This is a genomic window from Methanosarcina soligelidi (assembly GCF_000744315.1).
Taxonomy (GTDB): Archaea; Halobacteriota; Methanosarcinia; order Methanosarcinales; family Methanosarcinaceae; genus Methanosarcina; species Methanosarcina mazei.
Genome location: NZ_JQLR01000001.1, coordinates 1,877,084 through 1,903,951, shown reverse-complemented (window position 1 = coordinate 1,903,951; position 26,868 = coordinate 1,877,084). Strand labels below are relative to the sequence as shown.

35 protein-coding genes and 3 tRNA genes are annotated in these 26,868 nt (G+C 44.8%); 3 read left to right on the top strand and 35 right to left on the bottom strand.

The annotated features are described in order from the left end of the window. Positions 1–175 precede the first annotated feature (175 nt). From M886_RS08410 to M886_RS08400, 3 genes are all read right to left on the bottom strand, one after another. Positions 176–994: an ABC transporter ATP-binding protein gene (locus M886_RS08410; RefSeq protein ID WP_235203906.1), complete on the bottom strand. Its 819-nt coding sequence runs from the start codon at positions 992–994 to the stop codon at positions 176–178. Beyond that, on the bottom strand, positions 987–2,057 hold the full coding sequence (locus M886_RS08405; RefSeq protein WP_235203905.1) for a FecCD family ABC transporter permease: 1,071 nt from the start codon (positions 2,055–2,057) through the stop codon (positions 987–989). The genes M886_RS08410 and M886_RS08405 overlap by 8 nt, the downstream gene beginning before the upstream one ends. Positions 2,058–2,194: 137 nt before the next feature. Beyond that, positions 2,195–3,511, bottom strand: coding sequence for an iron ABC transporter substrate-binding protein (locus M886_RS08400; RefSeq protein WP_053228879.1), 1,317 nt, complete (start codon positions 3,509–3,511; stop codon positions 2,195–2,197). 300 nt (positions 3,512–3,811) lie between these two features. Here M886_RS08400 and M886_RS08395 point away from each other — a divergent pair, with 300 nt between their 5' ends. Together M886_RS08395 and M886_RS08390 are read left to right on the top strand one after the other, a co-directional pair. After that, positions 3,812–4,198, top strand: coding sequence for a hypothetical protein (locus M886_RS08395; protein WP_152558007.1), 387 nt, complete (start codon positions 3,812–3,814; stop codon positions 4,196–4,198). Between the two features lie 1,301 nt (positions 4,199–5,499). Next, positions 5,500–6,960: an Ig-like domain repeat protein gene (locus M886_RS08390; protein WP_053228878.1), complete on the top strand. Its 1,461-nt coding sequence runs from the start codon at positions 5,500–5,502 to the stop codon at positions 6,958–6,960. A gap of 635 nt (positions 6,961–7,595) precedes the next feature. Here M886_RS08390 and M886_RS08385 read toward each other — a convergent pair. The 10 genes from M886_RS08385 to M886_RS08340 all read right to left on the bottom strand — a co-directional run bounded on the left by M886_RS08385 (position 7,596) and on the right by M886_RS08340 (position 13,412). Then, positions 7,596–7,680: transfer RNA gene (locus tag M886_RS08385), tRNA-Leu, on the bottom strand. Between the two features lie 92 nt (positions 7,681–7,772). Continuing rightward, positions 7,773–7,860 (bottom strand) — tRNA-Leu (locus M886_RS08380). A gap of 241 nt (positions 7,861–8,101) precedes the next feature. Further along, the gene (locus tag M886_RS08375; protein ID WP_011034089.1) at positions 8,102–8,902 is read right to left on the bottom strand and encodes a DNA-directed RNA polymerase subunit D; all 801 of its coding nucleotides are present in this window, start codon (positions 8,900–8,902) and stop codon (positions 8,102–8,104) included. Between the two features lie 72 nt (positions 8,903–8,974). Next, positions 8,975–9,355 (bottom strand): 30S ribosomal protein S11, encoded by a 381-nt coding sequence (locus M886_RS08370; RefSeq protein WP_011034088.1) that lies wholly within the window; start codon positions 9,353–9,355, stop codon positions 8,975–8,977. Between the two features lie 2 nt (positions 9,356–9,357). After that, positions 9,358–10,017 carry a 30S ribosomal protein S4 gene (locus tag M886_RS08365; RefSeq protein WP_048051020.1) on the bottom strand — a complete coding sequence of 220 codons (660 nt, stop codon included), beginning with the start codon at positions 10,015–10,017 and terminating at the stop codon, positions 9,358–9,360. 21 nt (positions 10,018–10,038) lie between these two features. Beyond that, positions 10,039–10,527 carry a 30S ribosomal protein S13 gene (locus tag M886_RS08360; protein WP_011034086.1) on the bottom strand — a complete coding sequence of 163 codons (489 nt, stop codon included), beginning with the start codon at positions 10,525–10,527 and terminating at the stop codon, positions 10,039–10,041. Between the two features lie 286 nt (positions 10,528–10,813). Continuing rightward, a tRNA-Ser gene (locus M886_RS08355) sits at positions 10,814–10,896 on the bottom strand. 158 nt (positions 10,897–11,054) lie between these two features. Further along, positions 11,055–12,071: an RNA-guided pseudouridylation complex pseudouridine synthase subunit Cbf5 gene (locus M886_RS08350; RefSeq protein ID WP_048051019.1), complete on the bottom strand. Its 1,017-nt coding sequence runs from the start codon at positions 12,069–12,071 to the stop codon at positions 11,055–11,057. 178 nt (positions 12,072–12,249) lie between these two features. Further along, a complete protein-coding gene (gene cmk / locus M886_RS08345) occupies positions 12,250–12,792 on the bottom strand; it encodes a (d)CMP kinase (protein ID WP_015412339.1) in 543 nt (180 codons plus the stop codon). Then, on the bottom strand, positions 12,792–13,412 hold the full coding sequence (locus M886_RS08340; protein ID WP_011034083.1) for a DUF106 domain-containing protein: 621 nt from the start codon (positions 13,410–13,412) through the stop codon (positions 12,792–12,794). The genes cmk and M886_RS08340 overlap by 1 nt, the downstream gene beginning before the upstream one ends. A gap of 545 nt (positions 13,413–13,957) precedes the next feature. Between M886_RS08340 and M886_RS08335 the strand changes: the two genes are divergently transcribed. Continuing rightward, a complete protein-coding gene (locus M886_RS08335; RefSeq protein WP_048047534.1) occupies positions 13,958–14,503 on the top strand; it encodes a carbonate dehydratase in 546 nt (181 codons plus the stop codon). 231 nt (positions 14,504–14,734) lie between these two features. Here the strand turns inward: M886_RS08335 and M886_RS08330 are convergent, their stop codons facing one another. The 22 genes from M886_RS08330 to M886_RS08225 form a co-directional block, all read right to left on the bottom strand. After that, positions 14,735–15,013, bottom strand: coding sequence for a winged helix-turn-helix domain-containing protein (locus M886_RS08330; RefSeq protein WP_011034081.1), 279 nt, complete (start codon positions 15,011–15,013; stop codon positions 14,735–14,737). Positions 15,014–15,470: 457 nt separating this feature from the next. Further along, on the bottom strand, positions 15,471–15,980 hold the full coding sequence (purE, locus tag M886_RS08325; RefSeq protein ID WP_015412336.1) for a 5-(carboxyamino)imidazole ribonucleotide mutase: 510 nt from the start codon (positions 15,978–15,980) through the stop codon (positions 15,471–15,473). Between the two features lie 235 nt (positions 15,981–16,215). Continuing rightward, positions 16,216–16,863: an adenylate kinase gene (locus tag M886_RS08320; protein ID WP_011034079.1), complete on the bottom strand. Its 648-nt coding sequence runs from the start codon at positions 16,861–16,863 to the stop codon at positions 16,216–16,218. Positions 16,864–16,955: 92 nt separating this feature from the next. Next, entirely contained in the window at positions 16,956–18,431 is a 1,476-nt protein-coding gene (secY, locus tag M886_RS08315) for a preprotein translocase subunit SecY (RefSeq protein ID WP_048051018.1), read from the bottom strand. A 140-nt stretch (positions 18,432–18,571) separates the two neighbouring features. After that, complete coding sequence (locus M886_RS08310; protein ID WP_011034077.1) at positions 18,572–18,994, bottom strand: uL15m family ribosomal protein; 423 nt, start codon at positions 18,992–18,994, stop codon at positions 18,572–18,574. 10 nt (positions 18,995–19,004) lie between these two features. Then, positions 19,005–19,466 (bottom strand): 50S ribosomal protein L30, encoded by a 462-nt coding sequence (locus M886_RS08305; RefSeq protein ID WP_048040985.1) that lies wholly within the window; start codon positions 19,464–19,466, stop codon positions 19,005–19,007. Position 19,467: 1 nt separating this feature from the next. Next, on the bottom strand, positions 19,468–20,097 hold the full coding sequence (locus M886_RS08300) for a 30S ribosomal protein S5 (protein WP_011034075.1): 630 nt from the start codon (positions 20,095–20,097) through the stop codon (positions 19,468–19,470). A 9-nt stretch (positions 20,098–20,106) separates the two neighbouring features. Beyond that, positions 20,107–20,631 (bottom strand): 50S ribosomal protein L18, encoded by a 525-nt coding sequence (locus tag M886_RS08295; RefSeq protein ID WP_011034074.1) that lies wholly within the window; start codon positions 20,629–20,631, stop codon positions 20,107–20,109. A gap of 16 nt (positions 20,632–20,647) precedes the next feature. Then, a complete protein-coding gene (locus M886_RS08290) occupies positions 20,648–21,100 on the bottom strand; it encodes a 50S ribosomal protein L19e (protein WP_048038487.1) in 453 nt (150 codons plus the stop codon). A 1-nt stretch (position 21,101) separates the two neighbouring features. Next, positions 21,102–21,536, bottom strand: a complete 435-nt coding sequence (locus M886_RS08285; protein ID WP_011034072.1) for a 50S ribosomal protein L32e — start codon at positions 21,534–21,536, stop codon at positions 21,102–21,104. 10 nt (positions 21,537–21,546) lie between these two features. Continuing rightward, a complete protein-coding gene (locus M886_RS08280; RefSeq protein WP_048051017.1) occupies positions 21,547–22,077 on the bottom strand; it encodes a 50S ribosomal protein L6 in 531 nt (176 codons plus the stop codon). A 14-nt stretch (positions 22,078–22,091) separates the two neighbouring features. Beyond that, the gene (locus M886_RS08275) at positions 22,092–22,484 is read right to left on the bottom strand and encodes a 30S ribosomal protein S8 (protein WP_011034070.1); all 393 of its coding nucleotides are present in this window, start codon (positions 22,482–22,484) and stop codon (positions 22,092–22,094) included. 10 nt (positions 22,485–22,494) lie between these two features. Further along, positions 22,495–22,647, bottom strand: a complete 153-nt coding sequence (locus M886_RS08270) for a 30S ribosomal protein S14 (protein WP_011034069.1) — start codon at positions 22,645–22,647, stop codon at positions 22,495–22,497. Next, the gene (locus tag M886_RS08265) at positions 22,648–23,145 is read right to left on the bottom strand and encodes a 50S ribosomal protein L5 (protein WP_048051016.1); all 498 of its coding nucleotides are present in this window, start codon (positions 23,143–23,145) and stop codon (positions 22,648–22,650) included. 4 nt (positions 23,146–23,149) lie between these two features. Next, positions 23,150–23,857, bottom strand: coding sequence for a 30S ribosomal protein S4e (locus M886_RS08260; RefSeq protein ID WP_048040977.1), 708 nt, complete (start codon positions 23,855–23,857; stop codon positions 23,150–23,152). 13 nt (positions 23,858–23,870) lie between these two features. After that, entirely contained in the window at positions 23,871–24,221 is a 351-nt protein-coding gene (gene rplX / locus M886_RS08255; RefSeq protein ID WP_015412330.1) for a 50S ribosomal protein L24, read from the bottom strand. Between the two features lie 10 nt (positions 24,222–24,231). Further along, positions 24,232–24,630 carry a 50S ribosomal protein L14 gene (gene rpl14p / locus M886_RS08250; protein ID WP_011034065.1) on the bottom strand — a complete coding sequence of 133 codons (399 nt, stop codon included), beginning with the start codon at positions 24,628–24,630 and terminating at the stop codon, positions 24,232–24,234. Beyond that, the gene (locus tag M886_RS08245; RefSeq protein WP_011034064.1) at positions 24,627–24,956 is read right to left on the bottom strand and encodes a 30S ribosomal protein S17; all 330 of its coding nucleotides are present in this window, start codon (positions 24,954–24,956) and stop codon (positions 24,627–24,629) included. The genes rpl14p and M886_RS08245 overlap by 4 nt, the downstream gene beginning before the upstream one ends. Before the next feature lie 4 nt (positions 24,957–24,960). After that, positions 24,961–25,293, bottom strand: a complete 333-nt coding sequence (gene rnp1 / locus M886_RS08240; protein WP_011034063.1) for a ribonuclease P protein component 1 — start codon at positions 25,291–25,293, stop codon at positions 24,961–24,963. Next, on the bottom strand, positions 25,283–25,486 hold the full coding sequence (gene rpmC / locus M886_RS08235) for a 50S ribosomal protein L29 (protein ID WP_011034062.1): 204 nt from the start codon (positions 25,484–25,486) through the stop codon (positions 25,283–25,285). The genes rnp1 and rpmC overlap by 11 nt, the downstream gene beginning before the upstream one ends. Beyond that, positions 25,486–26,409 carry a 30S ribosomal protein S3 gene (locus tag M886_RS08230; protein ID WP_011034061.1) on the bottom strand — a complete coding sequence of 308 codons (924 nt, stop codon included), beginning with the start codon at positions 26,407–26,409 and terminating at the stop codon, positions 25,486–25,488. The genes rpmC and M886_RS08230 overlap by 1 nt, the downstream gene beginning before the upstream one ends. Then, positions 26,410–26,865, bottom strand: a complete 456-nt coding sequence (locus M886_RS08225) for a 50S ribosomal protein L22 (protein ID WP_011034060.1) — start codon at positions 26,863–26,865, stop codon at positions 26,410–26,412. Between the last annotated feature and the right edge of the window lie 3 nt (positions 26,866–26,868).

The following is a 26,868-nucleotide window of genomic DNA, read 5'->3' as shown; positions in this document are numbered from 1 at the left end:
GGAAGAAAAAGGAAAAGCTTAAAATCATTATAAGGCAGACCGTAAAACAGAAGAAAAAGGAATAATTACCGTTGCTGAAATTACTCCTGATGCTATTGCGAAACGACAGATTATCATCGGAGGATTTAGCTAAAAAACATTTATACAGACGTCCTCCTTTCTGTTTATAATTTATTTATTGCGAGCAACTGGTTACCGTGGCTACTGGACATTCGGTCTGGATATTTTTCGGGTATACCATCATCAGACGGTCCATGTAGCCAACGCTGCAGATATTGTTAAATATGGTGCCCAGTAATTGCTCAGATACCACGCTTTTCGGATTACCTTTTGCGACCAGACCTCCCCGGTACATGACAGCTACATCATCACAGAACCATGAGATGTGGTTTGGGTCATGACTGCAGGCCAGTATAGTTGTCCCTTTCGAGGATATCTTTTTTAGAATATTCCAGATTCGTATCTGGTTACAGAAATCAAGGGCGGATGTGGGCTCGTCCAGCAGCATAAGAGGCGTTTCCTGTGCCATAGCCCTTGCGATGAGCACGAGCTGGCGTTGGCCACCGCTGAGCTGGTTATAGGGCTTATCGGCTAGATGGGAGATTTCGAGCATTTCCATTGCTTCCTGGACCTTATTCCTGTCATCATCAGAGATACCGAAGATGCCGCCCATGTGGGGAGTCCTGCCCATTAATACGACCTCCTTGACAAGATACGGAAAAGGTGGCTTGTGTTCCTGAGGCACATAGGCGACAAGTTTTGCCAGCTCCCCTATCTTTTTCTTTCTGACATCACACCCGTCAATGGATATGCTGCCGTTATCGTACTTCAGGAAGCTCATGCAGCATTTGAACAGGGTTGTCTTCCCGGAGCCGTTTGGCCCGAAAAGTCCGCATAAAGAACCTTTCTTTACTCTGAATGAGATGTCTTTGAATATGGGTACGCTGTTATACCCGAAGCTCAGGTTGTCCACTTTTAACACATTATCACCCAAAAATCTCCTTTTCTTTACTACGCAACAGATACACGAGGTAAGGTGCACCTACGATAGCCGTGATAATCCCTATAGGGATTTCTGCCGAAGTAAGAGTGCGAGCAATCGTATCACAAAAAATAATGTAAACACCTCCCATCAGTGCAGCTGTGGGAATGACAAAACGATTATCTGGCCCCTGGATAAGACGGGCTGCATGGGGCATCATCAGGCCGACCCATGCGATAATCCCGACCGAAGATACGCAGATGGCAGTCACCAGCGTAGCCAGCACGATGAAAATAAACTTAAAAACTTCCGGGTTCACACCCAGCGCTCGGGCTTCCTCATCACCCATAGAAAGGACGTTCAGTTTCCACCCGAAGAACCACATGATAGCTACGGATATTAACACAACAGGCACGGTAAGATACACATCATCCCATGTAGTGTAGTAGAAGCCGCCCATCATCCAGAAGACAATTTCTCTCAATTGTGTATCGTTTGAGAGGTATTTCATGATGGAAACACAAGCGGAAAATATCGAGCCTATGATGATACCGGCGAGTACCAGCGTGACAACAGGCGTCTGCCCCCTGCTCCTTGCCAGCGTGTATGCAAGGAATACGGAGAGCGAGGCAAATATGAAAGCACCCAGCTGTATAGAAATAAAGATATGAGGATAGACTATCCCCAGAGCTGCACCGAAAGCCGCTCCCGAAGATACCCCAAGGATGTATGGCTCCACAAGAGGGTTGCGGAAACATCCCTGATAAATCGCCCCGGCTACAGAAAGACCGATGCCGACGGTTATAGCCATAATGACCCTCGGGAAGCGGATATTCCAGACAATTGTGTTTTTCAGTTTATTCAGGGAATCCACGTTATCCGATGAAAAGAGATGAGTGGCAATGATTGAGTATACTTCCGGTATAGAGATATGATAGGTCCCTAAACAGATCATGACCATACCGCCTGCCACCATCACAACAGCAAGGAAAAGCATGATACAAAGCTTCCTCGCTTCAAAAAAATCGAGGGTGGTAAGGGTCGATTTTTTCACGTCATTCGATACTTCTTCCACGACAAACACCCTGGAACCCTGCTCTATCGTTCAGTCCAGCCACGTGTTTAAACGAAGCAGCACGCTTGATACACTTCGACACTTTCATCTGCACACCATGCATTCCATAACACACCTGTATCCTTTCCACCGCATTTTTAGAAATCGTACTCGACAGTCCAGTCAAGGTACTGGGCCGACCTTATTTTTTCTGCTGTTGCACGATCCACCCCGTATACATCCTGATATAGTTTCAACGCAAACTCATGGACTTTAATATCCTGGAAACGATCAGGATAGCAGCCTTTAGCGACAATCAGCAAATCCAGAGGATACTCGACACGACGGTCACAGTTTCTCGGCGTGTAAGGCATGGAATAGATACGCTTGTTTTTTATTGCCTGAAGTTCCTGCACATTCTGGTAATATATTGCATCTTGCAGTTCGATAGACGGATGGTACCCGGAATATGTGGGTAAAAAAATCACATCAGGATTTAATGCCAGCACCTGCTCGGCATTGAGCAGCTTTCCAGAGCCGGTGTCCTGGTAAGCATTCCTGCCATTGGCAACGGTCTCGAGTATGTACGATTCAGGAGTATCGGTGCCGCTCACATACCCGGCACCGCCGCTCTGCCTGGCCTTGGAAGAAATCCCGAGGTACAGCGCTGTGACCTTCTCATCTTCAGGGACATCCCTGGTCCTGTCCAGGATCATCTTTTCCGTATTATCCAGATAGTCTGCCAGGGCCATTGCCTCTTTCTCCTTATCGAACAACTGTCCGATTACGCTCATCTCATCACGCATGGTGTTCAGGCCGGAATTATTGTAATTGTTCGGTGAATAGAGCACAATTACGGGTATACCCAGCGACTCGATCGTTGATATCTTTTTATTGTTATTTTCGATATCATTGGCACTAATGGAGCAGTCACCGACCCTTATGATGAGAACATCAGGATTCGCGCTTGCCAGTTTTTCATAGTTAATTATGGTCATGCCTGACGAAGACTCCGTACAGGACACATTAGCCAGCCATGGATTAACAACGCACATCGTGTTTGATCCACCGCTAAAAGTATAATTTGTACCGGAGTTTAGAGTAATATTTGACTGATAAAATGAACTGGAACCAAGCCCAACTGAACCGACGGAGACTACTTTATCAACCTCGCTAAGATTTGTCAGGACTCCTTCAACAAACCCATCATCGATGGTAGCGATACGCTGGATATCCTTAGGCAGTTTCACCTGAACGCCACGCATATCCTTCACGTAACGGAATTGTTCATCAGGCGCGGCTGCTGTCGTCGAGGAGTCTGCGGCAGTTGTTGTAATCTGACCTGTCTGTTCAGTGCACCCTTCTACAGATACTATAAAAAGCATTATGAGTACACACAACACAAAACCCTTTTTAAAATAGAAATGACTCAAATGCCCGGTTATTCGATTATCATTTTCAGGTTTATCATTCATATATGGCACCTGTTGCTATTTATTAAATATACTTCAATTCCGAAAAGTAATAATATGAACCATTCGTAAACTAACTGTTACAAAATATAAAGATTTGTAACATTTTTTATTACACAGACTTACTTATTTAACATTTGTATGTATTATTGTATGAAAAGTTATCGATTTTATTCAAAATTGTATGACATACAGATGTGTTAAAAGCAAGTTTGTACAGGGGTTATTATGTTAAGGTCCAGTTATCATCGGTTTTCCGAAAATCAAGAGATAAACGTATTACATGAGCTGTACCTGGCAATATTGGTCATATTATTACTTTTACCCACACTGCCATCCGTGGCTGAGGCGGAAGATACGAAACCGGTTACCGCCATATATCTTTATGATGAAAGCTGCCATCGATGTACCGAAGCAATGCCATTAGTCAGGCAGGCTATTGAAGAAGCCCGTAAAGGAGGTATACCTGTCGTTTATCAGGAAATCAGAGTTAATTCGCAAAAAGGCGCATCTTATGTCGACAGATACAATCTTTTAGATATCCCGGATCTGATCATAGATAACTATACAGTCATCGGCCCCACAAACCTGGAAGGACAATACGGAACCGTTTTGAGGGATATTAAGGATACAATCGCATCTTCTTATGGCTATGCTCCGAAGCATTTTCCTGCGAAAACGGAGGTATAAGAATGAAGGAAAAATCATACACCGCCTGGCTGTGGTGGGAAAAGTCGTGAGCCAGACCTGGTAGTTGGCCTCTGTTTGATAGCTCTCTTTATAGGGTTTTTCATATTCTTTGCTACTCGAATATTGCAATATCGGAGGCATATAACATAGTTAAAACGAATAGCGGAATAAAACAAAATGTGGAATTAAAAAGAGAAGAGATGGGATTTCTGCGTAATCTTATACGCATACTTTCTGGGAACTCATATGAGGGAGTCAAAATCAGTATCTCTTTTTTTCTTTGATGGTAAACACATGAACGATCTACTTAAACGCATGAAAGATCTATCTTTTTCTTAAAACATGGTCAACAACTTGCTGATACGGTCTGGATTTGATTTTGATACTTTGTTTTTCATTTGGCATGAGAGTACTTCCAAATACTTTCTTTTTTGTGCCTATTCTTTGAAGTATTTCATGTTTGTTTTTTGTGCCTTGTACTTAGAAATATTTCGTGTTTGTTTTATATATTTCATTTTTCTTTGTTATTCTTCACCGATTTCTTTTCTGAATTCTATGTAATCCCTTTCGACTTCTTCAAGTTCGTATTCCATTTTATACCTCCATCTTTAAGTAATAGCAATTGAAATTAGTTTAACAAAGATTATATGTAATTATTTAGGAATTAGGTAACCTACTTCCTATCTAATACTATAAATATATTTCCCAGGGAATCGTAGAATTATCCAGATGAAAAGCATCATACATGCAGAAAATTATTGCCTGTAAAGATCAAGAGATAAAAACACGTAAAACCACTCGTGAGAATTGAGAAAAGACTAGAAGAAGAAGCTAGAGTAGTCTCATAGTCAACAGAAAAGTCTAGACATCAAGAGACAAAATAATGAATAGCAAAAAAAGTCTGGATGCGAGGGTTGCGATTCGAACGCACGAACTCCGACGAGACCAGGCCCTCAACCTTGAGCCATTGAACTGGCTTGGGCAACCCTTTACTTATAACGTTATCAGTCCTCTTTTAATGCCCCATTATGACGCTATAAATCTCCTGTTCTTACTTCACTCATAATTTAGAATGATTATTAATGAATAACCGAGTTTCTGACAATTATTTCCACTATGATTATTTAAATGGATCAGAATTCATTGATTTAAATCTATAGAAACATACATATCACATAAATTAACCAATTAGCATAAAAACTCAAACATTTTAAATTATTGATTAAGTATCCGAATATTAATTATAAAAACATTACATTAAATTAGATTTTCGGGCGTTACATAGGGAGGCAGGGAAATAAATGAAAAAAGAAAATAAAACATATTCCCTATTTTTGGCTTCAACTTTTATTCTATTATTTTTAATTCTTTTTTTATTTATAGAACCGGCATCCTCTTTACAAAGTGGCTCGTCTGCTGAATATGCATATGTTCCAAATGAGAAAACCAATGATGTTTCGGTAATTAACACAACAACTAATAAGGTTATCTCCACTGTGCCTGTAGGGAATAATCCTGTAGGAGTTGCAGTCAATCATGATGGAACAAGGGTATATGTAACAAACTATGGCAATGACAATGATCTTGGATACACTTTCTCTATCATCAACACAGGTACCGACGAGGTCACAACAAGGCTTGTAGACGAAGGCAAAGGAATCAAGCCTTTTGGAGTTGCAATCACTGAAGACGAAACGCTATATGTTTCAAGCTACGTGACCGAAAAGGTTTACGCAATCAACCCTATAAACAATACTATTGTCGAGATCGATGTAGGACCTAAACCTTTTGGAGTTGCAACCACACCTGATGGAAAACGGGTATACGTGGCAAATAGTGGCAATAATACTGTCTCCGTAATCGATACGACTGCAAACAATGTTATAGACACTGTGAAGGTAGGAACCAGCCCTTATGGAGTTGCAGTTTCACCGGATGGGAAAAAAGTATATGTAACTAACCAAGGTAGCGACAATATCTCTGTAATCGATACAGTTACAAACAATGTCACAGCCACTGTGAAGGTAGTAAAATATCCCGCTGGTGTTGCAGTTACCCCTGACGGAACAAAGGTATATGTGGCAAATCATTGCAAATACGTTGGCACTGTCTCTGTAATTAATACAACCATAAATATGGTCACAGAAAATATAATTGTAGATGAGAATCCCTGTGGGGTTTCGATCGCTCGAGATGGAAAGTGGGTGTATGTAACAACTGCAGGTAGCGAAAACGATTCTGGCAGTGTCTCTGTAATTAACACCACGACTAACACTGTTCTCCCAAGCAGAGTGTTTGTAGGAAATCGTCCTTCTGGTATAGGCCAGTTTATAGGTTCTTCTCAAGAATCCAGAGTAGAAACCACAACTTCCATATCTTCTTCATTCGATCAATATCTAATTCAATCTTTAATTGGGAAACCCATAACGCTTATAGCTAAAGTAAATACAACATCTCAAGAAACAAAACACCCTTCAGGCAAAATTATTTTCATGGAAGGATCAACCCCTATCGAAAATGGAATTAAAGACTTAACAGATGGACAGGCAACTTTGGATACTTCATCTCTTCCATTTGGTTCGCACATTATAAGAGCAAGGTATACAGGTGATATAGATTTTAGACCCAGTACATCACCTCCTTTCCAGTTAACGATCGGCTCCAATGCATTTTGGCCACAAATCTTTTCTGGTAGTATTCTTGCATTATTCGGAGGTATTGTTACAATATTTGTAGCAGCAATAACGAAAAAATATCTGTGATTGAAATTTTTGTACTATTCAAAATACTAGAAGCTTTTTTACCTGCTTTCGGCAGGTTGGTATTAGAAATAAAAATATTTTTCACGGTGCCGTTTTAGCACATTAACTAACTATAGATCAGGTTAAAAGCTGATTAACGTGTGGATCAATTCCACAACAAATATAAATACTGAAAAATACTGAACAAATTTTCATTGAAGTTTAGTATGATAGATTGTTAATTTGCCATATGTAAACCTATAAACTATAGAAAATTATGGGACACGATTCCAAAATCGCAATCAAATAAAATTACCAAAATTAAATGTTGGCGTGCCTAAAGAAGATTTCAATGTAACAGCAAACTCAGTCTGAAAAACCTTGTAATTTAACTTTGAACTCAAAGGCAAATGAATCACATGTTGAGCTCATCCCAAAACCAATTTTATTCTCAAATAATGAAAGTTTCAGAATTATAGCTCATGATTCGAAAATCGATTGAATGTCATAAACTCAAGATTTTGAGGAGCAATTTTGAGTTTTGGGATCAACTCGTTATTGAATCGAAACAAAAGGATTGGCGGTATGCTAATTTTTCTGTAAAATTACAAGAAAAATTAGCATAAACTTCTGATAGATATAGAAAAAAGTCTGGATGCGAGGGATGGGATTCGAACCCACGAACTCCTACAAGACTAGGCCCTCAACCTAGCGCCTTTGACCTGGCTGGGCAACCCTCGCATTTCGATTAAGCAAATAAATTGGCTTTTAATGATTTTAAAAATTTTTTTATTAAAATACATCGATTTTAAGTTAAACAGAATTAAGGAATCTGGTGCGAGGGATGGGATTCGAACCCACGAACTCCTACAAGACTAGGCCCTCAACCTAGCGCCTTTGACCTGGCTGGGCAACCCTCGCATCGTGTTTTCCTGTGAATTATGGCGCGCCTTGCGCCCTGCACTTCCTCACAATATCATGGATAATATATAAACGTTTCGAGTCATGAGTGGCGCTGACAATAATTGCCGAAAGATCCTGCAATAAAAGAAATGGTCTCGGAAGTAATCATGTAAAGAAAATCCTCTGTGCAGAGAGTTTTCCGGAACCAGAAAATAGGCTCCGAAAAAATCTTTTTGAACCCTCTGGTTTAACCAGGGGTTCAGAGCTGGTCCAGAATTGCCAGAAGTTCCTCGGCTTTACCTTTAATGACGTTTGCAGCATTAATGGTAAGGTCTTTAGCCGTATATGAACCATCGGACTCCATGGTGAAAACAAAAGCGTTTTCGTAGAAATCCACTTTTATAGCGTTAATGTCACATACCTGCTCACAGAGCCTGCAGAGGGAACATTTTATAAGATCGTCCTCAGCAATCCTTGCTCCTGCTTCTTCAACCCGGATAATGCCTTTAGGGCATTCTGCCGCACAGTGTCCGCAGGCATCGCAGTTCTCAATGGTTATAACAGGTACGTTCTTGTAGCCACAGGCAACGCCTGCCTGCCATTTTACGCTGTCTCTGCCGTAGCCCATATGGGCAATAGCCTCGAGCACAAGCTTCTGTCCCTTTTTCAGCTCAACAATCGGGATATTAGGATCTGCCGGCTGGATCTTGGGGTCAGAAGAGATAAGGTCACGCGAATAAACGGTACCAGGACCTTCTGCACTGAGGGTTAAGGAGACCTCGCAGGCAGGGCAGCCTTCTCCTCCGCAGACCTCACACTCAGCCTGAGGCATATACGTCTCTATATCCGTTACAAGCGGGATTAAGGAGAGACGGAGAGCCAGCTGTTCATCATAGAGCACGGAGGTATTGTCGTAAAGGTTTACATACTCGATTGCAAGAGTGGGTACATCGGCGATCATGGCACGCCGTACGCCGTTAGCAAAAGCCATGCTTACCCGGGACAGCACAAACTTTGCAGATCTGTCCGATAACTCCAGAATGTCTACTTCCATCGTCATATACCTTAATTCCCCTGAATTTTGAACACATTAAAAAAAGAGAATTTTGAAGAATTCTCTGAACAATTTTTATTATACACGCCTTCCGCCTTTTGGACGGGTTCCGTCGTGCGGGACAGGAGTCACGTCCTCGATCCTGCCAATACGGATTCCTGCTCTTGCAAAAGCTCTGATTGCAGCCTGTGCGCCAGGTCCAGGGCTTCTCTGCTTGTTTCCTCCGGGAGCTCTCACACGGATGTGGATCCCGTTAATGCCCTTGTCCCTGAGCTGGTCAGCAAGCTGGCCTGCCATCTGCATGGCAGTGTAAGGAGAGCTTTCATCCCTGGCAGCCTTTACCACCATACCACCAGAGGACTTGGCAATAGTTTCAGCCCCGGTGATATCTGTTACTGTAATAATTGTGTTATTAAATGAGGATTTGATGTGAGCTACAGCCCATTTCATATCTGCCATGTTTATCTCCTCCCGCCTCTCTTCTTCCTGCCGCCGCCTCTCTCAGGAGGTCTTTCTCTTGCCTGCTTTGCCTCGGCAGCAGCCTTAAGGGTCGTTGCACTGTCTGCAAGGAAGGATGCAATCTGGACAGGCCTTTCAGAGTGGGACTCACTCATAAGAGGAGAACTTCCATAGTATCCTATGTGCATCTCGTCTTCTTTTGAGACCAGCATTCCCGGAATTGTAGCTTTTCTGCCGTTAATTGCAATGTGGCCGTGGGTAATGAACTGGCGTGCCTGAATAACAGTCCTTGCAAGCCCGAGGCGGAGAACCTGGGTCTGGAGCCTCCTTTCAAGGATGTTTTCGGTCTTTAGAGAGAGAATATCGTCAACGTTGGCGTCAGCTTTTATAATGCCGTAGCGGATGAGCTTGGAAAGAATTTCTTCGGACTGGGTTGCGTAGTGCCCCTCAAGTTCCCCTTCCTGTCCTCCGGAAGCTACCTGTGCAAGAAGTTTCCTTGCTTCGGACCTGTACATCCTGAGCATACTTGCTGCTTTCCAGACTTCCTTTTTGTTTCTGAGGCCGTATGCCTTCACGAGCTGGACTTCAGCAGCCATCCTGGCTTCCTGCCAGGGGTGCCTAGGAGTCTCGTAACTTTTACTTTTTTTACCTGGATATGCCATTTCAAATCACCAACCGAAAAATTACTTCTTCCTGCTCACACCGACAGTTGACCCGCGGCGGCCTGTGGATTTTGTCCTCTGTCCTCTGACCTTAAGGCCTCTCTCGTGCCTGAGTCCTCTGTAAGCACGGACCTTCTTCAGGTTGTTAATATCTTCCCTGAATGTCAGCAGGATGTCTGTTCCGAGCAGGTGCTTGTCCTGTCCGGTGGTGAGGTCTTTCTGCCTGTTAAGCATCCAGCTAGGGACAATCTCTTCGAATTTTCCGATTGCAGCGTCGAGTTTGGCTACTTCCTCGTCAGGAAGGTATCCAAGTGTAGCAGTGGGGTCAACACCTGCACCCTTAGCAATAAGGATTGCAGTGCGTCTCCCGATTCCGGGAAGACCTGTAAGAGCATACTCTACGGGCTTTGCCCCCTTCAGGTCGGTATTCATAATCCGAACAAGATGCCTTAGTTCTTCGTTGTTATTTTCTTCTGCCATATACTTCCTCCATTGGAGTGCATGCAGCATCCTGTAGCCCCTGACCGAATACCCATTAAGAATACGCGAGTAATTCAGGAGCAGCTCTCATAGGAGCTTCTTTACAGCATATACTGATGAGTTTCTTTACATGCAGCTGCCAGTATATAAGGATATCTGCGTTTATCCCCTCCTAAAAGCGAATGCCGTCAGGATAAAAAGCTGGTATGGGAGACAAATTAACGCAGGAATAAATGTAGAAAATAATTGAAGTGATACAGAAAATATCTAAAGAAATTCTGAAAAATTTATGTGATATCAAAATAAGAAAACATGACGCCGAGGGGGAGATTCGAACTCCCGAGGGGCTAAGCCCCACAAGCTTTCCAGGCTTGCGCCCTACCACTAGACTACCTCGGCACAGAGCGTATGGCACGACTTATACCATAACGGAATAGTGATATATAAATCTTATTCTAGAAAGAATGAGGAAGAAAGAAGAGAGAACTTTAAAAGAGATATTGAGGAAGAAAGGGAGAAGAGAGAACTTTAAAAGAGATATTGAGAAATTTGAAAGGTCAGAGCTGTACCTTTTCTTCTTTTTTAGTCCAGCCTCTTGGATAAGTTCCTGCTTCCATAAGTACACGGATGGGAGAAGCTGCAATACCCGCAGAGGCTTTGAGGACCTCCTCAGTGGTCATTTTAGCCTTTGCAAGAGCAACAAGTTCCCCTTTTAAAGTAAATAGCCCTGTGAGTTCTCCTTCAGCCAGATTAGAGTCGAGACCTGTAATACCAGGGACTGCCAGGGAAGCTCCTGAACAGATAGCATCCACTGCACTGTCACGCAGGATAATTTTGGGGAGGTGGGATACGGCGGATTCCATCGGCCTTATAACCCTTCTCAATTCAGACTCGTCCCCGTCTTCCTTCCAGAAAACATAAGCATCCTTCAGTTCGTGGAGGGTAATAAGCGTCTTTTCCGTAAACGGGCCTGCTTTGGTCCTGCGGAGCCCCTGCATATGTCCGCCGCAGCCCAGAGCGAGCCCTATATCGTGGCAGAGTTTCCGGATATAAGTCCCTGCTTCACACCCAACACGGAAGAGCACAGACGTACCCTCGATCTCAAGCACTTCCAGATAGTAGATTGTCCTTACCCTTATAACGCGCTTAACAGCGGACTTGATAGGGGGCATCTGGTAAATAGGGCCAGTAAACTCCTCACATACCTGGCGGACCAGCTTCTGGGGCATAGCCCTGTGAAGCTTCAAATGGCAGATGTACTCTTTTCCCGAGAGGCGCAGGGCTGGCACGGCAAGGGTAGCTTTTCCGAGCAGTGTTGGAAGAAGACCTGTAACCTTGGGGTCAAGAGAGCCTGCGTGTCCTGCCGTGTGTACGCCAAGGATGGCTTTTACCCAGGCTGCAACTTCATGGCTTGTAGGTCCTCTGGGCTTGTCAATATTCACAACTCCCTTCTCAATATATTCATGGATGGGGCGCTTTTCCGGAGGACAGCCGTAGGCTGGATTTGTCCAGGCGCCGGACTTCCGGACAAGGGTTCTTTCAACTTCTGATGGCAGTTTGCCGGCGGATGACATGGTAATTTTAAACTCCTGGGTATGGTATATTCAATTAGCGATCTGTGACCAGTATGTGTTTATAAGGCTTCAGAATAACGGATATCCCCCTGTTCACACAAGATAATATCCGTGTTCGGAAGATAAAAACCCGCGCTGATGTAAAACCTGTTTAAACTCCCTCAGGGGCCGGTGAAAGTCACTCAGGCCCGACAAGAGCGTCAATAGCGACCCTCAGGATATCAAGAGTCTGGTACTGGTTCCATTTTTCAGAATCAATTACAATATCATAAATAGACAGGTCAGTAATATCAATCCCATAATAATTCTTATACCGGAGGGTTTCGGACCGTTCCCTTTCAACCGTTTTTTTCAGTTCTTCATCAAATGAGATCGTTTTCTCGCGCCTCTGGATACGCTTTACCCTGGTCAACAGGGGGGCTTTTATCCAGATTTTAATCACATCAGATCTTCCCTGAGCCATATGGCCTGCAAGCCGACTTTCAAGAATAATATTCTCCCGGCTGTGAATAATGGCTTTCTGGTTTTTGTCAATATCAAGGTCAATGGAAGGGTCTCTCTCAGCCAGGGCTCCGAACTCAGCCAGGCTCATCCCTCTTTCTCTAGCCATTCTTCGGAAAATTTCCCCCGAAGAAATCAGCTCGAGGTCATAACACTCAGCAAGGAGCTTTGAGAGAGTGGAAGTGCCGCTTCCTGGAAGCCCGCTCACTGTGATCTGCATCAGACCCCACCGATATTAAGGGCTTTCCTGACAAGCTGGCTGACTCCAAGAGAGGAGATGAAGTACCAGTAGATCCAGTGCTGGAAAGGACCAATAGCTGAAGTGGTCAGAAGCTGCTCACCCCAGAAAGGAAAGACCATGGTAGCCGCTTCGTGCCCGCTGATGAAATAATAAGCCCACATGAAGAGAGGCAGGGAGATGATACTTATATAAGCCATGGGCTTGAACTGCTGCTTGGACATCTTCATCTGGTCTTCCATCATCTCTTTACGCTGGTCTTCAAGTTTTTTCAGCATATATGTATTCTGGGAAAGCTGTGCCTCCCGGAACTCTTTCTGGAAAACCTTCATGCGCTCCTGAGTATTCCTCATCAGGTCCCAGTCCATGGTATACTTCTGGATAAGGGATGCATAAATGGCAGTGATGGCAGCCATGACTAAAAGGATCAGATGGAAGTTCTGCTCCCCGACCAGCATGAGAACGGGGTCCATAAAGATCCCTACTGCTTCTCCTACAGCCTGCCTGAATTCCTGCCCAAGGAGCATTATCCCGAACATAAGGGAAAAACCGAAAGCCAGAAGGAACCGGTCAATTTGCTTTTTTAATGTCTCTGTAACCAAGTTGTCCTCACCATTAAGGTTCGATAGATTTAATTTTAATTGTTTCAAGCGGGAGAGTATTACCGGATGAGCTTGAACGAATAAATCCCGAAAATGATTTGATAACAATAAGCCCGAAGTGATTAAATTAGCCGTAAACCAGCCATAATCCGGTGCATAAATTGCTCAATGAGTCAGCTCATGATGAATGAGCTATTTAAGACATCATACAGGGTTTTCTGTTAATAAGTTTCGATGTATATATAAGTTATACTATTCGGAAATATTATATCAGGTTCATGCTGCAAATGCCTTTTATTCCTGTTTCTTATGCGAACATTGTTTCTGACATTATCTGAGAAATTGTATTCCTTTTCCGGTTTCCAAAAAATTCCTGAATAATTTTTTAAAAATTAAGACCAAAACATAGCTTTAAATAAGTTATCATAATTTATCATAAAAAGAATCGAGATACAGGACATGGAGCCTGACCTGGGAGAACCATAGCAGATTCATAAAAATGATCCGCTAGAAAGCGCTTTCAGGTATCAAAAAGGAGTTTAGAAATGCACCTTCCAAACCCCCATAAACAGCACCCGAAAGTCAGTAAAAGGGCATGGATATCAGAAACTGCAGTAATAATCGGAAATGTGAGTATTGCAGATAATGTGTTCGTAGGCCCAAACGCGGTTCTCAGGGCAGATGAGCCCGGGTCATCCATAACAGTTCAGAGCGGCAGCAATGTACAGGACAATGTTGTTGTCCATTCCCTCTCACACTCAGAAGTCCACATAGGCAAAAATACATCTCTTGCCCACGGGTGCATTGTACACGGGCCCTGCAGGATAGAAGAAAACTGCTTTATAGGGTTTGGAGCAGTGGTGTTTGACTGCAATATAGGGAAAGATACTCTTGTCCTCCACAGGTCCGTAGTCCGCGGAGTAAATATTTCTTCGGGCAAAGTGGTACCTGACGGGAGTGTGGTTACAGGCCAGGGATGCGCTGACACCCTTGAAGGAACCACAAAAGACCTTAATGAGTTTAAAAGGTCCGTAGTCAGGGCAAATGTTGACCTCGTAGAGGGATATATCAGGCTTGTAGAGGAAAGCTGAAAACAAAGGGATGCAAACTCTCCGAAACTGTCAAAAACAGAATAATATCATGAACCGAATGGAAATTTCCGGAGACATTCAGGAATCCATGATGAAAGAAAAAGAGTAAGAAAAAAAGAGTAAGAAAAAAAGAGTAAGAAAAAAAGAGTAAGAAAAAAAGAGTAAGAAAAAAAGAGTAAGAAAAAAGAGTAAGAAGAAAAAAGTAATTAGATAAGGAGCTCATGACCGGAGTTAAAGATATTTTCCCTCCAGTTTTTCCAGAACCTTTTTTCCATTATCCGTAAGCATGTATTTTTTCCAGGTCGTTTTTTCAGGGGTCAGGCATTCGATTAAACCTTTATCTTCAAGCTCTTTCAAAGCGCGGCTAATATTCTGCGTGGACCTGTTTGTTTCATGGGCGATATCCGAAGCCCTTACTGCAGTATGCCTTTTCATGGATTCCATCAGTATCAGGCGGCGGTCAACGCTGATGACCCACTTTATCAATTCGTCTGTCAATTTTTCAGTCATATTAATTCAGATTCTCCAGCAAAAGCTTCCTAGTGAAATAAGCAGTCACATAATATTTAAAATTTAATCACTGTGTCGTGCAAAGAATCAACTGTGAAAGACTGTTCAGGCATTTAATGAGGTTCTAAAGAACGGTATTCAACAATGAATTGATTATTGGAAGTAATGAGTAGTCAAAATAGTATGGGATCTAAAATTAAATAACTGTTGCTGAAAAATAACGAGCTGAAAGAAAAAAGGCTGGAGAATAGAGCTGCAGAATTCTTCAAAGGAAAACTGAACAGCTTTATCTTTCTAACCTCGAGTCAGCCCCTGTTACAGAAAAACAGCTTGCTTCCCGATCTTTCCTGTTACCTATCAATTCAGCCTCTGTAATAGATTATCAGCTTGCTGCCCTGAAGAGAGGATCAGCTTGCTGTCCTGAAGAGAGGATCAGCTTGCTGTCCTGAAGAGAGGATTAGCTTGCTGCCCTGCCTGCAGTGACAAGCTCGTCCATCAAGCTTTCTGCGTCCTTCTCAATCATCTCGACAAGCTCTTTTCGATAATTCGAAAGCTTTTCCGCAAGCTCCCCGTTTTCCACTGCCAGCAGCTGAACGGCAAGAATTGCAGCATTATCCCCTCTTCCGATTCCCACACAGGCAACCGGAATTCCCGTAGGCATCTGGGCAATAGACAGGAGGGCGTCAATCCCATCAAGTGCTGAGTTTACAGGGACTCCGATTACAGGTTTTATAGTGCTTGAAGCCACAACTCCTGGAAGATGGGCTGAGAGCCCGGCAATAGCAATAAATGCCTTTACGTCGGTTTTATGCGCAGTTTCAATTATTTCAGCAAGCCTCGCAGGGGTCCTGTGTGCGGATGCAACAGTGATGGTATATTCAATACCAAACCTGTCAAAGACTTCGGTTGCCTTTCTTGCTACTTCTTTATCGGATTTGCTGCCAAGGATTATTACAACATCAGTCATGTATACTCCGTAATCATGTGTATGAGAATATATGTTAATATATGAGAAATTATTTAAGCTTTTACCTTAAGAGAATTCAATCAAGGAGTAAAAAACCAAAAACAAAAAAAAAACAAAAACAAAAAGGAAAGCAAAAACAAAAACAAAAACAAAAACAAAAACAAAAACAAAAACAAAAAGGAAAGCAAGAATAAACAAACAGAAAAACAAAAACAAAAATAAGAGGAAAAGAAATTCAGGCAAATTTTGCCAGAACTGCTTTTATATCCTCAAAGACCACATTTATGTCCTTTGTGCCGTCAAGTGTGACAAGAATGCCCTTTTCTTCATAATAATTGATAAGAGGCTGGGTCTGCTTCTTGTAAACGTCCAGACGGTTCTGGACAGCCTCTGCTTTGTCGTCGTCCCTCTGGTAGACTTCGCCGCCGCAGATATCGCAGATATTGTCCTTCTTTGGTGGGTTGGCAATTGTGTGGTAGCTTGCCCCACATTTGCACATAAGGCGCCCGCTTATCCTTTCCACAAGCACTTCATCAGGAACCTCAAGGTTGAGGACGACATCGATGGGCTTGTCAATTTCATCAAGGATTGTTTCCAGGGCGTCAGCCTGAGGGACAGTTCTCGGGTATCCGTCAAGAATGAAGCCTTTTTTGCAGTCTTCCTCATTAAGGCGGTTTTTGATAATGCCTATAAGTACGTTATCAGGGACAAGTTCTCCTTTGTCCATGTATGCCTTGGCTGCAAGTCCCAGTTCCGTTCCTTCTCTAACATTTGCCCGCAGGATATCTCCTGTGGAAATCTGCGGAATTCCGTAGAAGTCAACCAGTTTTTTGGCCTGGGTACCTTTGCCGGCACCCGGGGGCCCGAAGAGTATTATATTCATCGAAGATCCCCTTTTTGCATCCTTTTATTTGATTGTTTTCCCTTAATCATCTATCTTTTTCAGTTAGCCCTGCAATAAAAAGTTATAAAGTTTCATTGCTCCCCAAAGAAAGAACGAATCATCGGGTGCATCTCCATCATCTGCTCGGAAGCTATATCCTCATACAGACGGTACACAATACTTACAGTCAGCAAAAGCCCCGTACCTCCAGCACTTCCAAGAGTACCGAGCAGGCTCGCAATCAGGGTCAGTAATCCTATAAAAGCCCCGCCTATAACGGTAACCTTTGGGATATAACGCTGCATGACTTTTTCAATACTGCTGATGTTCCGCCTGAAACCAGGAATCTGCATACCTGAGTTGAAGATCTTCTGAGCTGTCTGTTTAGCACCCATGCCTGTGGTCTCTATCCAGAAGAGGGCAAAGATAATACCTCCTGCAATCAGAAACGTGGCATCTATAAAGACATGCAGTGCGATCTGCCACATAGCCGGAGCGGTTGCCCCATAGCTTGCAAATGATTGCTGTACCAGGGACGGGATCCAGTCATATGGGCTGTTTATAGGAGACAGATAATACATGATCCCGTTCAATGGGGTTGAGCCGCTGAATTCTCCGAGGAAAGTAATCCCTCTGCCGGAAAGAATAATCCCTACCATCTGGATGTTAGCCTGAAGAGCCCTGACAAGGATCATTGGCAGGACTGATGCGTAAATAAGTTTGACCGGGAAGCGGCCCCTTGCTCCTCTAACTGCACTGTGAGCGAGAGGGATTTCTATTCTTGTACTCTCCACATACACCACGAGCAGGAAGATAGCAATCGTACTCAGGAGAGCAAGAATGCCTCCACTGACCAGCATGAATAAAAGGCCTTCACCGGATAAGAGGTAGCCTGCATCGGTATTCTGGGCTATGTAAATCCATTTGGGAATAAGACCTACAGGGAGCCCGTTTTCCATTTCCCAGTTAAATATCCCTGTAACGATCTGCTGAGAGATTCCCGCAACTATGAAAAGCCCGACTCCTGAACCGATACCCCATTTGGAGACCACCTCGTCCATGAAAAGAACCAGTACGCCTCCAATAAAGATCTGGACAAGGAGCAGTAAAGTGATCACTCCCAGGCCTACACCAAGAGCAGAAGCAAGCCCCGGATCCGGCTGGATGTATCCACCAAGAAGCTGTGGAAGAGCTTCCAGAATAATCATAACAAAGACAAGGAACTTCTGAGATCCCTGGAAGAATGACTGATCTCTGGGGTCCGAAAGGTCCAGTTTGATAATGTCTGCCCCGACAAGAAGCTGCAGGACAATGGAAGCCGTAACAATTGGACCTATACCAAGGAGAACTAAAGTTCCCGAAGCCCCGGCAAAGAAGGCACGATAAGATTCAAAAAGGTCAATAGAATCCTGAGACATTCCAAAGAGCGGCACATTTGCAAGAGCAAAATACAGCACCAGAATTCCCAGAGTCCACCAGAGTTTATCTTTAAAGTGGACATGTTTTTCCGGACTTGCTACTGCAGGTAACTTATTAAAAAACGGTTCTAAGGTATCCCTGAGAGTCATCGATTACACCATTCAAAACATAAATTTTTTTACTATTTTAAATATTAGATTATGCTTTTACCGTAAAATAATGGTATATAGCACACCTAATATAAAAAGTTACTAAAAGAATGAAATAAGTAGGGTCGAGATGACACTACTTATTCTGCATCGATGCAGCTTCCGCCAGCATTTTCGATTTTTTCGCGGGCAGACGCGGAAAACTCCTCTGAAGTGACCACAAGGTTCTTTGTGACACGTCCGCTTCCAAGGACCTTCTCGATTCCGAGGTTTTCAAGGTTAATGTGGTATGCTCCGTCCTTAACTTCTGCAAGCCCTTCTTCAACAAGATAGGGAGCAAGTTCGTCAAGTTCTCCAACATTTACTATTGAAATGTCCTTTGAAACTTCAACAGGGCGCTTGAAACCGTGCTTTCCGTAGCTGTATCCACGCATCATAGCTCTTACGAAGTGGTGTTTGCAGCCACCGGCTTTTCCACGGCCTCCGCGGTTTCCGGCTCCACGCCTGTTTTTATGGGTCCCGCCTCCGCAGGTCCTGGACCCTCTGAACTTCTTAATATCCATTTAAACCACCTTATCTCATCTTGTGCAGGAGCACGTTGATATTTTCTTCGTGGTTTCCGAGTACGCCGCCCTGCTGGACTGTCCTCTTAATCCCTGCATGCCCTTTTCTGGGCGGGTGAAGCCTGAATACAGGTTTCAGTTTGGGGACGTCCTTAAGGGAAGCTTTTCCCTCGACAACTGCTTCTGCGAAGGCCTGTATGGAATCATAGTCCGTGTTTTCACGGATGTATTCTTCTGTAAGGCGAGCGTCGCCTTCAAGCCTTCCACGGTTTTCAAGGACTTCTGCAAGAGTCTTTGCATCAATCTTTCCGTATGCAACGTAGTCCTTTACTTTCTGGACCATGCCCTTGTAGTGAGGATTCTCCGGCAAGAACACACAGTGGTTAACTTTGTGCAGGCGGAGCATCTTCATAGTATCCTCAATGGTATAGCGAACGTTGACCTGACCTCTCAGTCTCACAACTGCATACATCTCAGATTTCCTCCTTACCGTAGTACACAGGCAGTCTTACGACATTGACCTGATTGAGGGCATCATATGTAGCCTTTGCGAAGTTGAGTGTAGACCTGGTAGTTCCGAAGGTCTTGGTCCATACGTCTTTAATGCCGGCTTTTTCAAGCACTTTGGTTGCAGTGTTCCCTGCAGCAATCCCGAGACCTCTTGGGGCAGGGATGAGGGTTACACTTACACTGCCTGCCTTTCCGGTAACCTCGTAAGGTACGGTGTGCGGCAGTCCGCATGCGCATTCCCAGGAACCGCAGCCTCTGCGGATATAGGTAATATTGAGCTTTGCAGCGTCGATTGCCTTGCGGATAGCAGGCCCGACCTGTACGTCTTTTGCCTGTCCGAGCCCTACATAGCCGTTTCTGTTTCCTACGATTACGGTTGCTCTGAACTTCACACGGCGTCCTGAGTCAGTCATCCTCTGGACCATGTTAATGTCAAGCACCTCATCTTCCAGGTCAGGAAGCAGCATATCAATTATCTGGGGTTCTCTAATAGGCAGGCCTGATTTGATTGCTTCGTCCATGGAAGCAACCTGTCCTTCAACGACTAATTTTCCAAGCCTGGTTTTCGGGACCCAATCTTGATCGAATGCCATTTAATCACCTTAACTAAATTCAGCAAAGATTTTCTCTTTGGTTGCTTCAAACTGCTCTGGCAGGTCTGAGCTCTCTTCTCTGTATTCGGCTATGTGCTCTCCGCGGATCCTCTCGTCAGAGGGGAACACGTCGGAGCTGCATGGAATTTCAAAGCCAGAATCTACGATCCCTTTAAGGGCGGCGTAAACTCTTGAACCTGCAGAGGAAGCCTGGAGACCTATGTCCAGAATGCCTCCTTCATAGCCCTTCTGCAAACTCTTCAGCCCGAATAAGAGCCCTGTAAGGTATGCAGCCGTTGTATTTCCGGTAGCTCCTGTGTAACCGTACTTTGCAAGTTCACTTGAAACGGCTGAGGAATATGTTATGTCCCCTTCAGGGGTCGGAGCTAGTAACTGGATCTGAACGTTTCTTGCACTCTTTCTGACAACCACACGGTCCTGCCCTGAGAGTAGTAATTTAAGGCGGAGGTGGTAATTGGTGCGTCCTTCTCTTCTTCTTCTAAAAGGAACCTTATATCTTGGTCCTGTTGCCATTTTCAGCTCCTCCAGGTTATTTCTGTAACAGTTTTTCGGACTCAAGGTGGGAGTTCAGGTGAGAAACGCTTCTGTATTCTCCGCCTTTTGCCTTTCTATAGAGTCTGCAGTACACTGACTTATCAAGTGCTCCGTCTGCGCGCAGCTCCTTGAGTCTTCTTCTAAGAGCCCGGATCTTTTTCATCCACTGTTCCTTCTTTGGTGTACGGGCTCCTTTCTTACCCTTTCTGGAACCATGCCCCTTGCAGTGCCCATACTTACGCTTGGCAGCAAGAGCTCTGGCTCTGCCTCTGCTGACCCCTTTTACAGGCTTTGCTTTAATGACGCCTTTCTCAATGAGTCCGCGGATGTCTTCTCTTGTAATTGCGGAAGCGATTTCTTCGGAAGCTTCAGGATTAAGCCATACTCTGTCAAGCCCGCACTCAAGAACTTTGGAAGCCAGTCTTCTCTGGTTGGCCAGGTCTGACATCTTACTCACTCCTTCCAGGGTTCAGGACTTTAATCCCGGCTTCTTCGGCTTTTGCAATAATGAGAGCTTTCTTTTTTGCACCGATCTTTCCTGCAATTCTTATTGCTTCGAAAGACGGGTCAACAAGCTCAAGCTCTGCAATGCTGGAAATAAGAACATCAGAATAACCCGAGGGGTGCAGGCCCTTTACCGCTGCCGGGCTTCCGTACCCTACCTGGGCAAGAGCTCCTTTTGCAGCATACTTTCTGCGCTGCTTACCCTGAGAACCTCTGGGGCGCCTCCAGTTGTCGTCAAGTTTTTTGAATTTGTGGCTGCAGGTTCTCTTGAACTGGGGTTTCTTTCCTTTAAGAACCTTTCTCACATTGAACAAACGCCTGGATTCAGGATCCATATCAAGGGAGACCGTGGTACCTTCAACTTTATTGTCTTCTGCCATCATAACCACCTCAGGCCTTCTGCACTATGTAGATTCCATCCTGGAAGATCCTTGGATCGAACCTCTTAATCTTGGTCTTCTGTTCTATGTTTGCGGCAGTCTGCCCAACATCTTCCTTGTTGATACCGGAAACAACAATTTCGTTCCCGTTTACCTTTACTTTTGTCTCACCAAGGATTTTTGCAATTCTTGGCTTCTTTTCTCCAAGGAAGTTCCCGATAACCAGGGTTTTGCCTTCAACCTTTACCTGCATGGGGAAGTGAGCGTACACAATGTTCATCTTGCACTCAAAGCCTTCACTTACGCCTATGATCAGGTTCTTGAGATGGGAAGCAAAAGTTCCTACCATCGCTTTCTGCTCTTTCCTTGAGGATTCAGCGTCAACGACCACTTCGCCTTCCCTTACGTCGATCTTGATTCCGGGGTACCAGAACGTTCTTTCGACAGTTCCTTTGGGACCCTTTGCAGTAAAAACATCCTGAGAAAGAGAGACGGAAACTCCTTCAGGAATCTCTATTGTTCTTGCAATCTCCTTAACCATTTCCTGTTCCCTCCTCAGTATACATAAGCAAGAAGCTGCCCACCGATCTTCTTATCACGGGCCTCATACTGAGACATAACACCGCTAGAAGTGGTTAAGATAAGGGCACCAAAGTTCTTTGCTGGCAGAAACTGCTTTTCCCAGCGTTCAAAGCTGCCAGTTCCCACTGAATACCGCGGCTTGATTGCACCGCACTTGTTAATTCTTCCCACAAGGGTAACGCTGTAGATTCCGGCTTTTCCATCATCGATAAACTCGAAATCTCCAATGTAGCCGAGATCCTGCATAACCTTCAGGACGTTGCCGATATTCTTTGAAGCAGGCCTGACAATACAGGAGCTCTTCCCAATGGCTTCAGCATTTTTAATAGTGGAAAGGGCGTTTGCAAGAGGATCAAGTAATACCATTTAAATCACCTTAAGAATACTTCTCAAAGCCCATCTCGTGGGCAATCTCCCTGAAACAGTGCCTGCAGAGGTAAATGTCGTATTTGCGGACAAGACCCTGCTTTCTACCGCACCGCTTGCACTCGTTAACTCCTCTTCCGGACTTGTCTATAGAATCTGTCATTTACATGACCTCCACGCCGTAACTTTCGTTAAGGAAAGCGATCGCATCATCCACCGTGACCCTGTGGTCAGTCGGGATCTTGCGGGTTGCAATTCTCCTCTTGCAGATCCTTTCTCCCGGGCGCTTGAGTACAACGGTCACGTCCATTCCAAAAACCCCGATATTAGGGTCATATCTCAGACCCGGAAAATCAGTGTGCTCTTCAATTCCGAAAGAGACATTCCCGAGGGAATCGAACTGGGCCCTGCTGAGAGTCTTTTCAATGATCTCGAAAGAGGTCCCAAGGAATTCCTGGGCTCTCTGACCCCTGAGGGTTACTTTGCAGCCTATGGGTTCATTCTTCTTGATTGAGAATGCAGGAAGGGTCCTTTTGGCAAAGCACCTTACGACTTCCTGACCTGTGATGGTCTTGAGGATTTCCTCGGCATTTACAAGGTGCTGACCGCTTTCTCCAACACCCATATGGACAATTACTTTCTCAACCATGGGGGTGCGCATAGGATTACTCACTTATCTCACCGCCAAGCCGAATTTCAGGTTTGTCCTCGCCGATAACAATTACGTAGTCTTCGATTGTTTCGAAATCTGTTTCCCCGGAAATCATTACCGTGTTGTGCCTGGAACTCTTAACTTCCCTGATCTCCATAATCTTACCGGTTTCGCCCGAGTGCTGGCCTCCTATAACCATTGCAAGGTTGCCTACCTCAAACTTCAGGTGTTTTACTACCTGCTTGTCAGGTATGGAAAGGATAAGGGAATCTTTTGTCCCGTAATCGTTGGAGCCGAGGATGTTGGTTCCGTCATTGAGGTTAAGCTGTATTTTTCCTCCTTTAACGGTTGTCTTGTTGTTGATCCTGCACAGCTTGTTTACATTGGTTTCATTGAGCTTGTAGAGGACAAGACGTCCCTTTTCATCCTGGAGCATCCTGTATGCTTCATTTACGAGTGGAAGTGTAATTACATCAAAGAGTCCTACCGGGAACCTGAGATCTTTCCTGGAAATTCCGTCAACAAGGACTTTTCCTTCGGAGAGAATCCTTTTACCTTCTCTGTTGTTGTCAACAAGTTTGAGAACGTCCCGGATTATGAGTCCGAGCGGAAGACTGCGTGCCTGGCTGTGAGGCCCCGGGCGGGTAGTGGAGATCCACTTGTTACCTTTTCTCCCAACCTTCCAGCTCTTAGGAACTGATAATCTTTTCTGGTGTGTCACAAAATCACCTGCCTCACTTCTTAATGCTTGACGCTCTGCGCCCGTCTTTCATTTCCAGTTTTGTGATCATAACATTGGAGGGGTTGATGGGCCTCGGGACTTCGGTGCCGTCCACTTTTGTGGAAATGACCCCGTCCACTGCAATAGTGCCGTCCATAAGAGATACGGACTGGACTTTTCCTTCCGTGCCCTTGAAGTCTCCGCGCATGATCTTTACTGTGTCGCCAGTGATAACTGCAGCACTTCTTGTGCCGTACTGCTTGGCAAGCGCCTCACTGAGCCTTGCACCCATGAATTTCTGCCTGATATGGAGAGGTGCGGTATATCTTGCCTTTCTCTGTTTTCTGGGCTGTTTGGATACCATTTCAATCACCTCAGACAATAATGGATGCGGTGGTCCCGATCTTGGGGAACCTTTCTGCAACTTCCCTGGCAACAGGACCTTTAATGTCCGTTCCTTTCGGGATTCCATCTTCGTCCGTGATCACCATTGCATTGTCTTCAAATGAGACATGCAGACCGTCCGGGCGGCGGAATTCCTGCTTCTGGCGGACAACAACTGCAAGGAGGATCTGTTTCCTCATTTCAGGTGTGCCTTTTTTTACAGACACAACGCACATATCCCCAATTCCTGCGCAGGGCATTCTGTTCTTGACGCCTCTGTACTTTTTGACAGAGATGATCTCGACTACTTTAGCCCCTGTGTTGTCCACGCAGGCGATCTGGGCACCTGCATTGAGTGCTCTTGGGATGTTTGAGCGTATGCCTTTCATTTCGGCACCTCTGCTTTGACGACAACAAAGGATTTGGTCTTGCTTATAGGTCTGCATTCTACAATAGTGACGATGTCACCTACTTTTGCGGAAATGCAGGCCGGGTTATGTGCATGAATCTTCGAGCGTCTCTTTTCATATCTCTGATATTTCGACACCATCTTCATGTATTGCCTTTCGATGACTACCGTGTTGTCCATTTTACTGCTGACAACGGTACCCACAAGGATCTGTCCTCTTACCGGAAGTGTTCCGTGGAAGGGACAGTATGCATCGTCACATTCCTCTGATGGCGCCGGTATATTTAATCCAATATCTCTTGCCATGAATTTAGCCCCATTTACGTAGCTTTTTAATGTTCTTGATCCGATTTTCGGGTTGTGAGAGCAGCAGGTTTCCCTGAATTTTAACGAATATATCGGATCTGCGGCCTTTTTCTGAGAGCTCGGCAGGGATCCGGAAAACAAATTCCGAATCCGCCTTGGGAATCTTCAGTTCCCGGGACTCTGAGTTTTCTACCACAAGCATATTTTTCGTCTCGTTGATTACTCTGCCCCGGATTCCGATTAATGATGGATTAGTGGAATTACTCACCTTAATTTCGAGCCCTATCAGTTCATGAAAGATAAGAGTCGAAGGCAGAATTTCCACTTTAGATCTCATTTAGCTCGTGCTGAATTGTCTTTATACGGGCAATCGTTCTCCTGATTTCTCCGATCCTGCCAGGGTTGTCCGGAGCTCCACCAGCTGAGGTAAGAGCTCTTTCCCTGACCAGTTCGTTTTTCAGGTTTTCGAGTTCATCTGCCCGTTCTTCAATTGTCATGGTCCGGATTTCGCTGGTCCTGAGAATTGCCATTATTCCTTAGCCTCCTTGTGGACTCTTGCCATGGGGTGCCAGTAATCATAGCTCTCATGTTTGTGCTGCCAGACGCCGTTGACCTGCCTGCGGACTTCTTCTGAGCCCTCTACATAGATAAGTTCAGCTTCTTCAAAGTCTTCGGATGCCTCGACCTGGGCTTCTTCAGCTTCTTCAGGCTCTGCAACTTCAGGTTCTTCTGTAGGTGCCGGTTCAGGTGCTGCTGCAGGAGCAGGAGCTTTTGCCTTTGCGGCTTCCTTTTTGGGAGCTACGGCAGGTTTCTCAACCTGTTTCTCAGCAGGCTTTTCAGCGGGTTCCTCAATTTCGACGGATTCCCTTACTTTGTATGAGTCGGGAAGGACAACTCCAGGCTGAATAATCCTTACTTTGCAGCCAAGGGTCCCGAGCTTTTTAATTGCTACTGCAAACCCTTCGTCCACGACTTCTTCCACAGGGTGTCCGGAGTGCTTTATGTACCCGTCAACGAATTTTTCGACTCTTGACCTTGCCCCGGTAAGTTTTCCGGAGATTACGACTTCACAGCCAAGTGCGCCTGCGTTCATGACTGCCCTGATGGTGTTGTGACCGGCCTTTCTGAAGTACCAGCCCCTCTCAATGGAAGCTGCAAGCCTTGATGCCATCATCTGGGCATTGAGTTCGGGCTTCTTGACTTCCTGAGCGTCGATCTGCGGGTTTTCGAGGTTGTATTTGGTTGCAACGTCACGGGTAAGTTTTCTGATGACCTTCCCGGCTTTTCCGATTACCATTCCAGGCTTTTCGGAGTAGATAATAATCTGAGTGCCCATTGGGGTCCTGTTTAACTCCATGCCGCCGTATCCAGCCCTGTTGAGCTGTTCTGCAAAATACTCGTCCATGGAAGCTTTGACATACCCGTCATTGACGAACTTTTTCTCTATTGCCATTTAGCGCACCTCGGAGAGGATCATCTCGATGTTTACAGTTTCCGTGTCTTTGGGCGATGCCCTTCCTCTGGCTCTTGGCATGAACCCATGAATTACTCTTCCGCGCTGAATAGCAGCATGAATAATATACATGTTTGCAGGTTCAAGACCCTTATACTCGGCATTGCTCTCTGCGTTTTTAAGAACCTTCAGGATCTCTTTAGAAGCACTGACAGGATATCTTCCTCCAGCCATGGGGCCTTTCCTGTGACCGGCTCCTTCACTGTGTCTCTTGAAGGGAACTGCCTGTTTCATGGCAATTACGTCTTCGAGGAACTTCCTTGCTTCAGAGGCTTTCATGCCCTTAATCTTGCAGCAGACTTCACGGGATTTCTTGGGAGAAATGTGAAGTTCGGAACCCATTGCTTTAGAGGTATTTTCAGGGTCTGCATTGATTGAATAATTGATTCTTGCCATTCC

Bases quoted from the DNA above. Each gene is read 5' to 3' on its own strand.
- M886_RS08330 (WP_011034081.1), bottom strand. From the start codon at position 15,013: ATGACTGAAAAATTGACAGACGAATTGATAAAGTGGGTCATCAGCGTT.
- M886_RS08350 (WP_048051019.1), bottom strand. From the start codon at position 12,071: ATGTCATCCGCCGGCAAACTGCCATCAGAAGTTGAAAGAACCCTTGTC.
- M886_RS08365 (WP_048051020.1), bottom strand. From the start codon at position 10,017: ATGGCATATCCAGGTAAAAAAAGTAAAAGTTACGAGACTCCTAGGCAC.
- rpl14p (WP_011034065.1), bottom strand. From the start codon at position 24,630: ATGAAAGGCATACGCTCAAACATCCCAAGAGCACTCAATGCAGGTGCC.
- M886_RS08270 (WP_011034069.1), bottom strand. From the start codon at position 22,647: ATGACAGATTCTATAGACAAGTCCGGAAGAGGAGTTAACGAGTGCAAG.
- M886_RS08360 (WP_011034086.1), bottom strand. From the start codon at position 10,527: ATGCTGCATGCACTCCAATGGAGGAAGTATATGGCAGAAGAAAATAAC.
- rnp1 (WP_011034063.1), bottom strand. From the start codon at position 25,293: ATGAGATCTAAAGTGGAAATTCTGCCTTCGACTCTTATCTTTCATGAA.
- M886_RS08245 (WP_011034064.1), bottom strand. From the start codon at position 24,956: ATGGCAAGAGATATTGGATTAAATATACCGGCGCCATCAGAGGAATGT.
- M886_RS08400 (WP_053228879.1), bottom strand. From the start codon at position 3,511: ATGAATGATAAACCTGAAAATGATAATCGAATAACCGGGCATTTGAGT.
- M886_RS08285 (WP_011034072.1), bottom strand. From the start codon at position 21,536: ATGGCAGAAGACAATAAAGTTGAAGGTACCACGGTCTCCCTTGATATG.
- M886_RS08305 (WP_048040985.1), bottom strand. From the start codon at position 19,466: ATGTATGCAGTTGTGAGACTGAGAGGTCAGGTCAACGTTCGCTATACC.
- secY (WP_048051018.1), bottom strand. From the start codon at position 18,431: ATGACTCTCAGGGATACCTTAGAACCGTTTTTTAATAAGTTACCTGCA.
- M886_RS08370 (WP_011034088.1), bottom strand. From the start codon at position 9,355: ATGGCAGATATGAAATGGGCTGTAGCTCACATCAAATCCTCATTTAAT.
- M886_RS08295 (WP_011034074.1), bottom strand. From the start codon at position 20,631: ATGGCAACAGGACCAAGATATAAGGTTCCTTTTAGAAGAAGAAGAGAA.
- M886_RS08230 (WP_011034061.1), bottom strand. From the start codon at position 26,409: ATGGCAATAGAGAAAAAGTTCGTCAATGACGGGTATGTCAAAGCTTCC.
- M886_RS08275 (WP_011034070.1), bottom strand. From the start codon at position 22,484: ATGGTATTACTTGATCCTCTTGCAAACGCCCTTTCCACTATTAAAAAT.
- rplX (WP_015412330.1), bottom strand. From the start codon at position 24,221: ATGGTATCCAAACAGCCCAGAAAACAGAGAAAGGCAAGATATACCGCA.
- M886_RS08320 (WP_011034079.1), bottom strand. From the start codon at position 16,863: ATGAATATAATACTCTTCGGGCCCCCGGGTGCCGGCAAAGGTACCCAG.
- purE (WP_015412336.1), bottom strand. From the start codon at position 15,980: ATGACTGATGTTGTAATAATCCTTGGCAGCAAATCCGATAAAGAAGTA.
- M886_RS08280 (WP_048051017.1), bottom strand. From the start codon at position 22,077: ATGGTTAAGGAGATTGCAAGAACAATAGAGATTCCTGAAGGAGTTTCC.
- M886_RS08375 (WP_011034089.1), bottom strand. From the start codon at position 8,902: ATGACGATGGAAGTAGACATTCTGGAGTTATCGGACAGATCTGCAAAG.
- M886_RS08265 (WP_048051016.1), bottom strand. From the start codon at position 23,145: ATGCGCACCCCCATGGTTGAGAAAGTAATTGTCCATATGGGTGTTGGA.
- M886_RS08310 (WP_011034077.1), bottom strand. From the start codon at position 18,994: ATGGATATTAAGAAGTTCAGAGGGTCCAGGACCTGCGGAGGCGGGACC.
- M886_RS08290 (WP_048038487.1), bottom strand. From the start codon at position 21,100: ATGTCAGACCTGGCCAACCAGAGAAGACTGGCTTCCAAAGTTCTTGAG.
- M886_RS08300 (WP_011034075.1), bottom strand. From the start codon at position 20,097: ATGGCATTCGATCAAGATTGGGTCCCGAAAACCAGGCTTGGAAAATTA.
- cmk (WP_015412339.1), bottom strand. From the start codon at position 12,792: ATGCAGATCACAGTGAGCGGGCTTCCAGGAAGCGGCACTTCCACTCTC.
- M886_RS08390 (WP_053228878.1), top strand. From the start codon at position 5,500: ATGAAAAAAGAAAATAAAACATATTCCCTATTTTTGGCTTCAACTTTT.
- M886_RS08225 (WP_011034060.1), bottom strand. From the start codon at position 26,865: ATGGCAAGAATCAATTATTCAATCAATGCAGACCCTGAAAATACCTCT.
- M886_RS08335 (WP_048047534.1), top strand. From the start codon at position 13,958: ATGCACCTTCCAAACCCCCATAAACAGCACCCGAAAGTCAGTAAAAGG.
- rpmC (WP_011034062.1), bottom strand. From the start codon at position 25,486: ATGGCAATTCTCAGGACCAGCGAAATCCGGACCATGACAATTGAAGAA.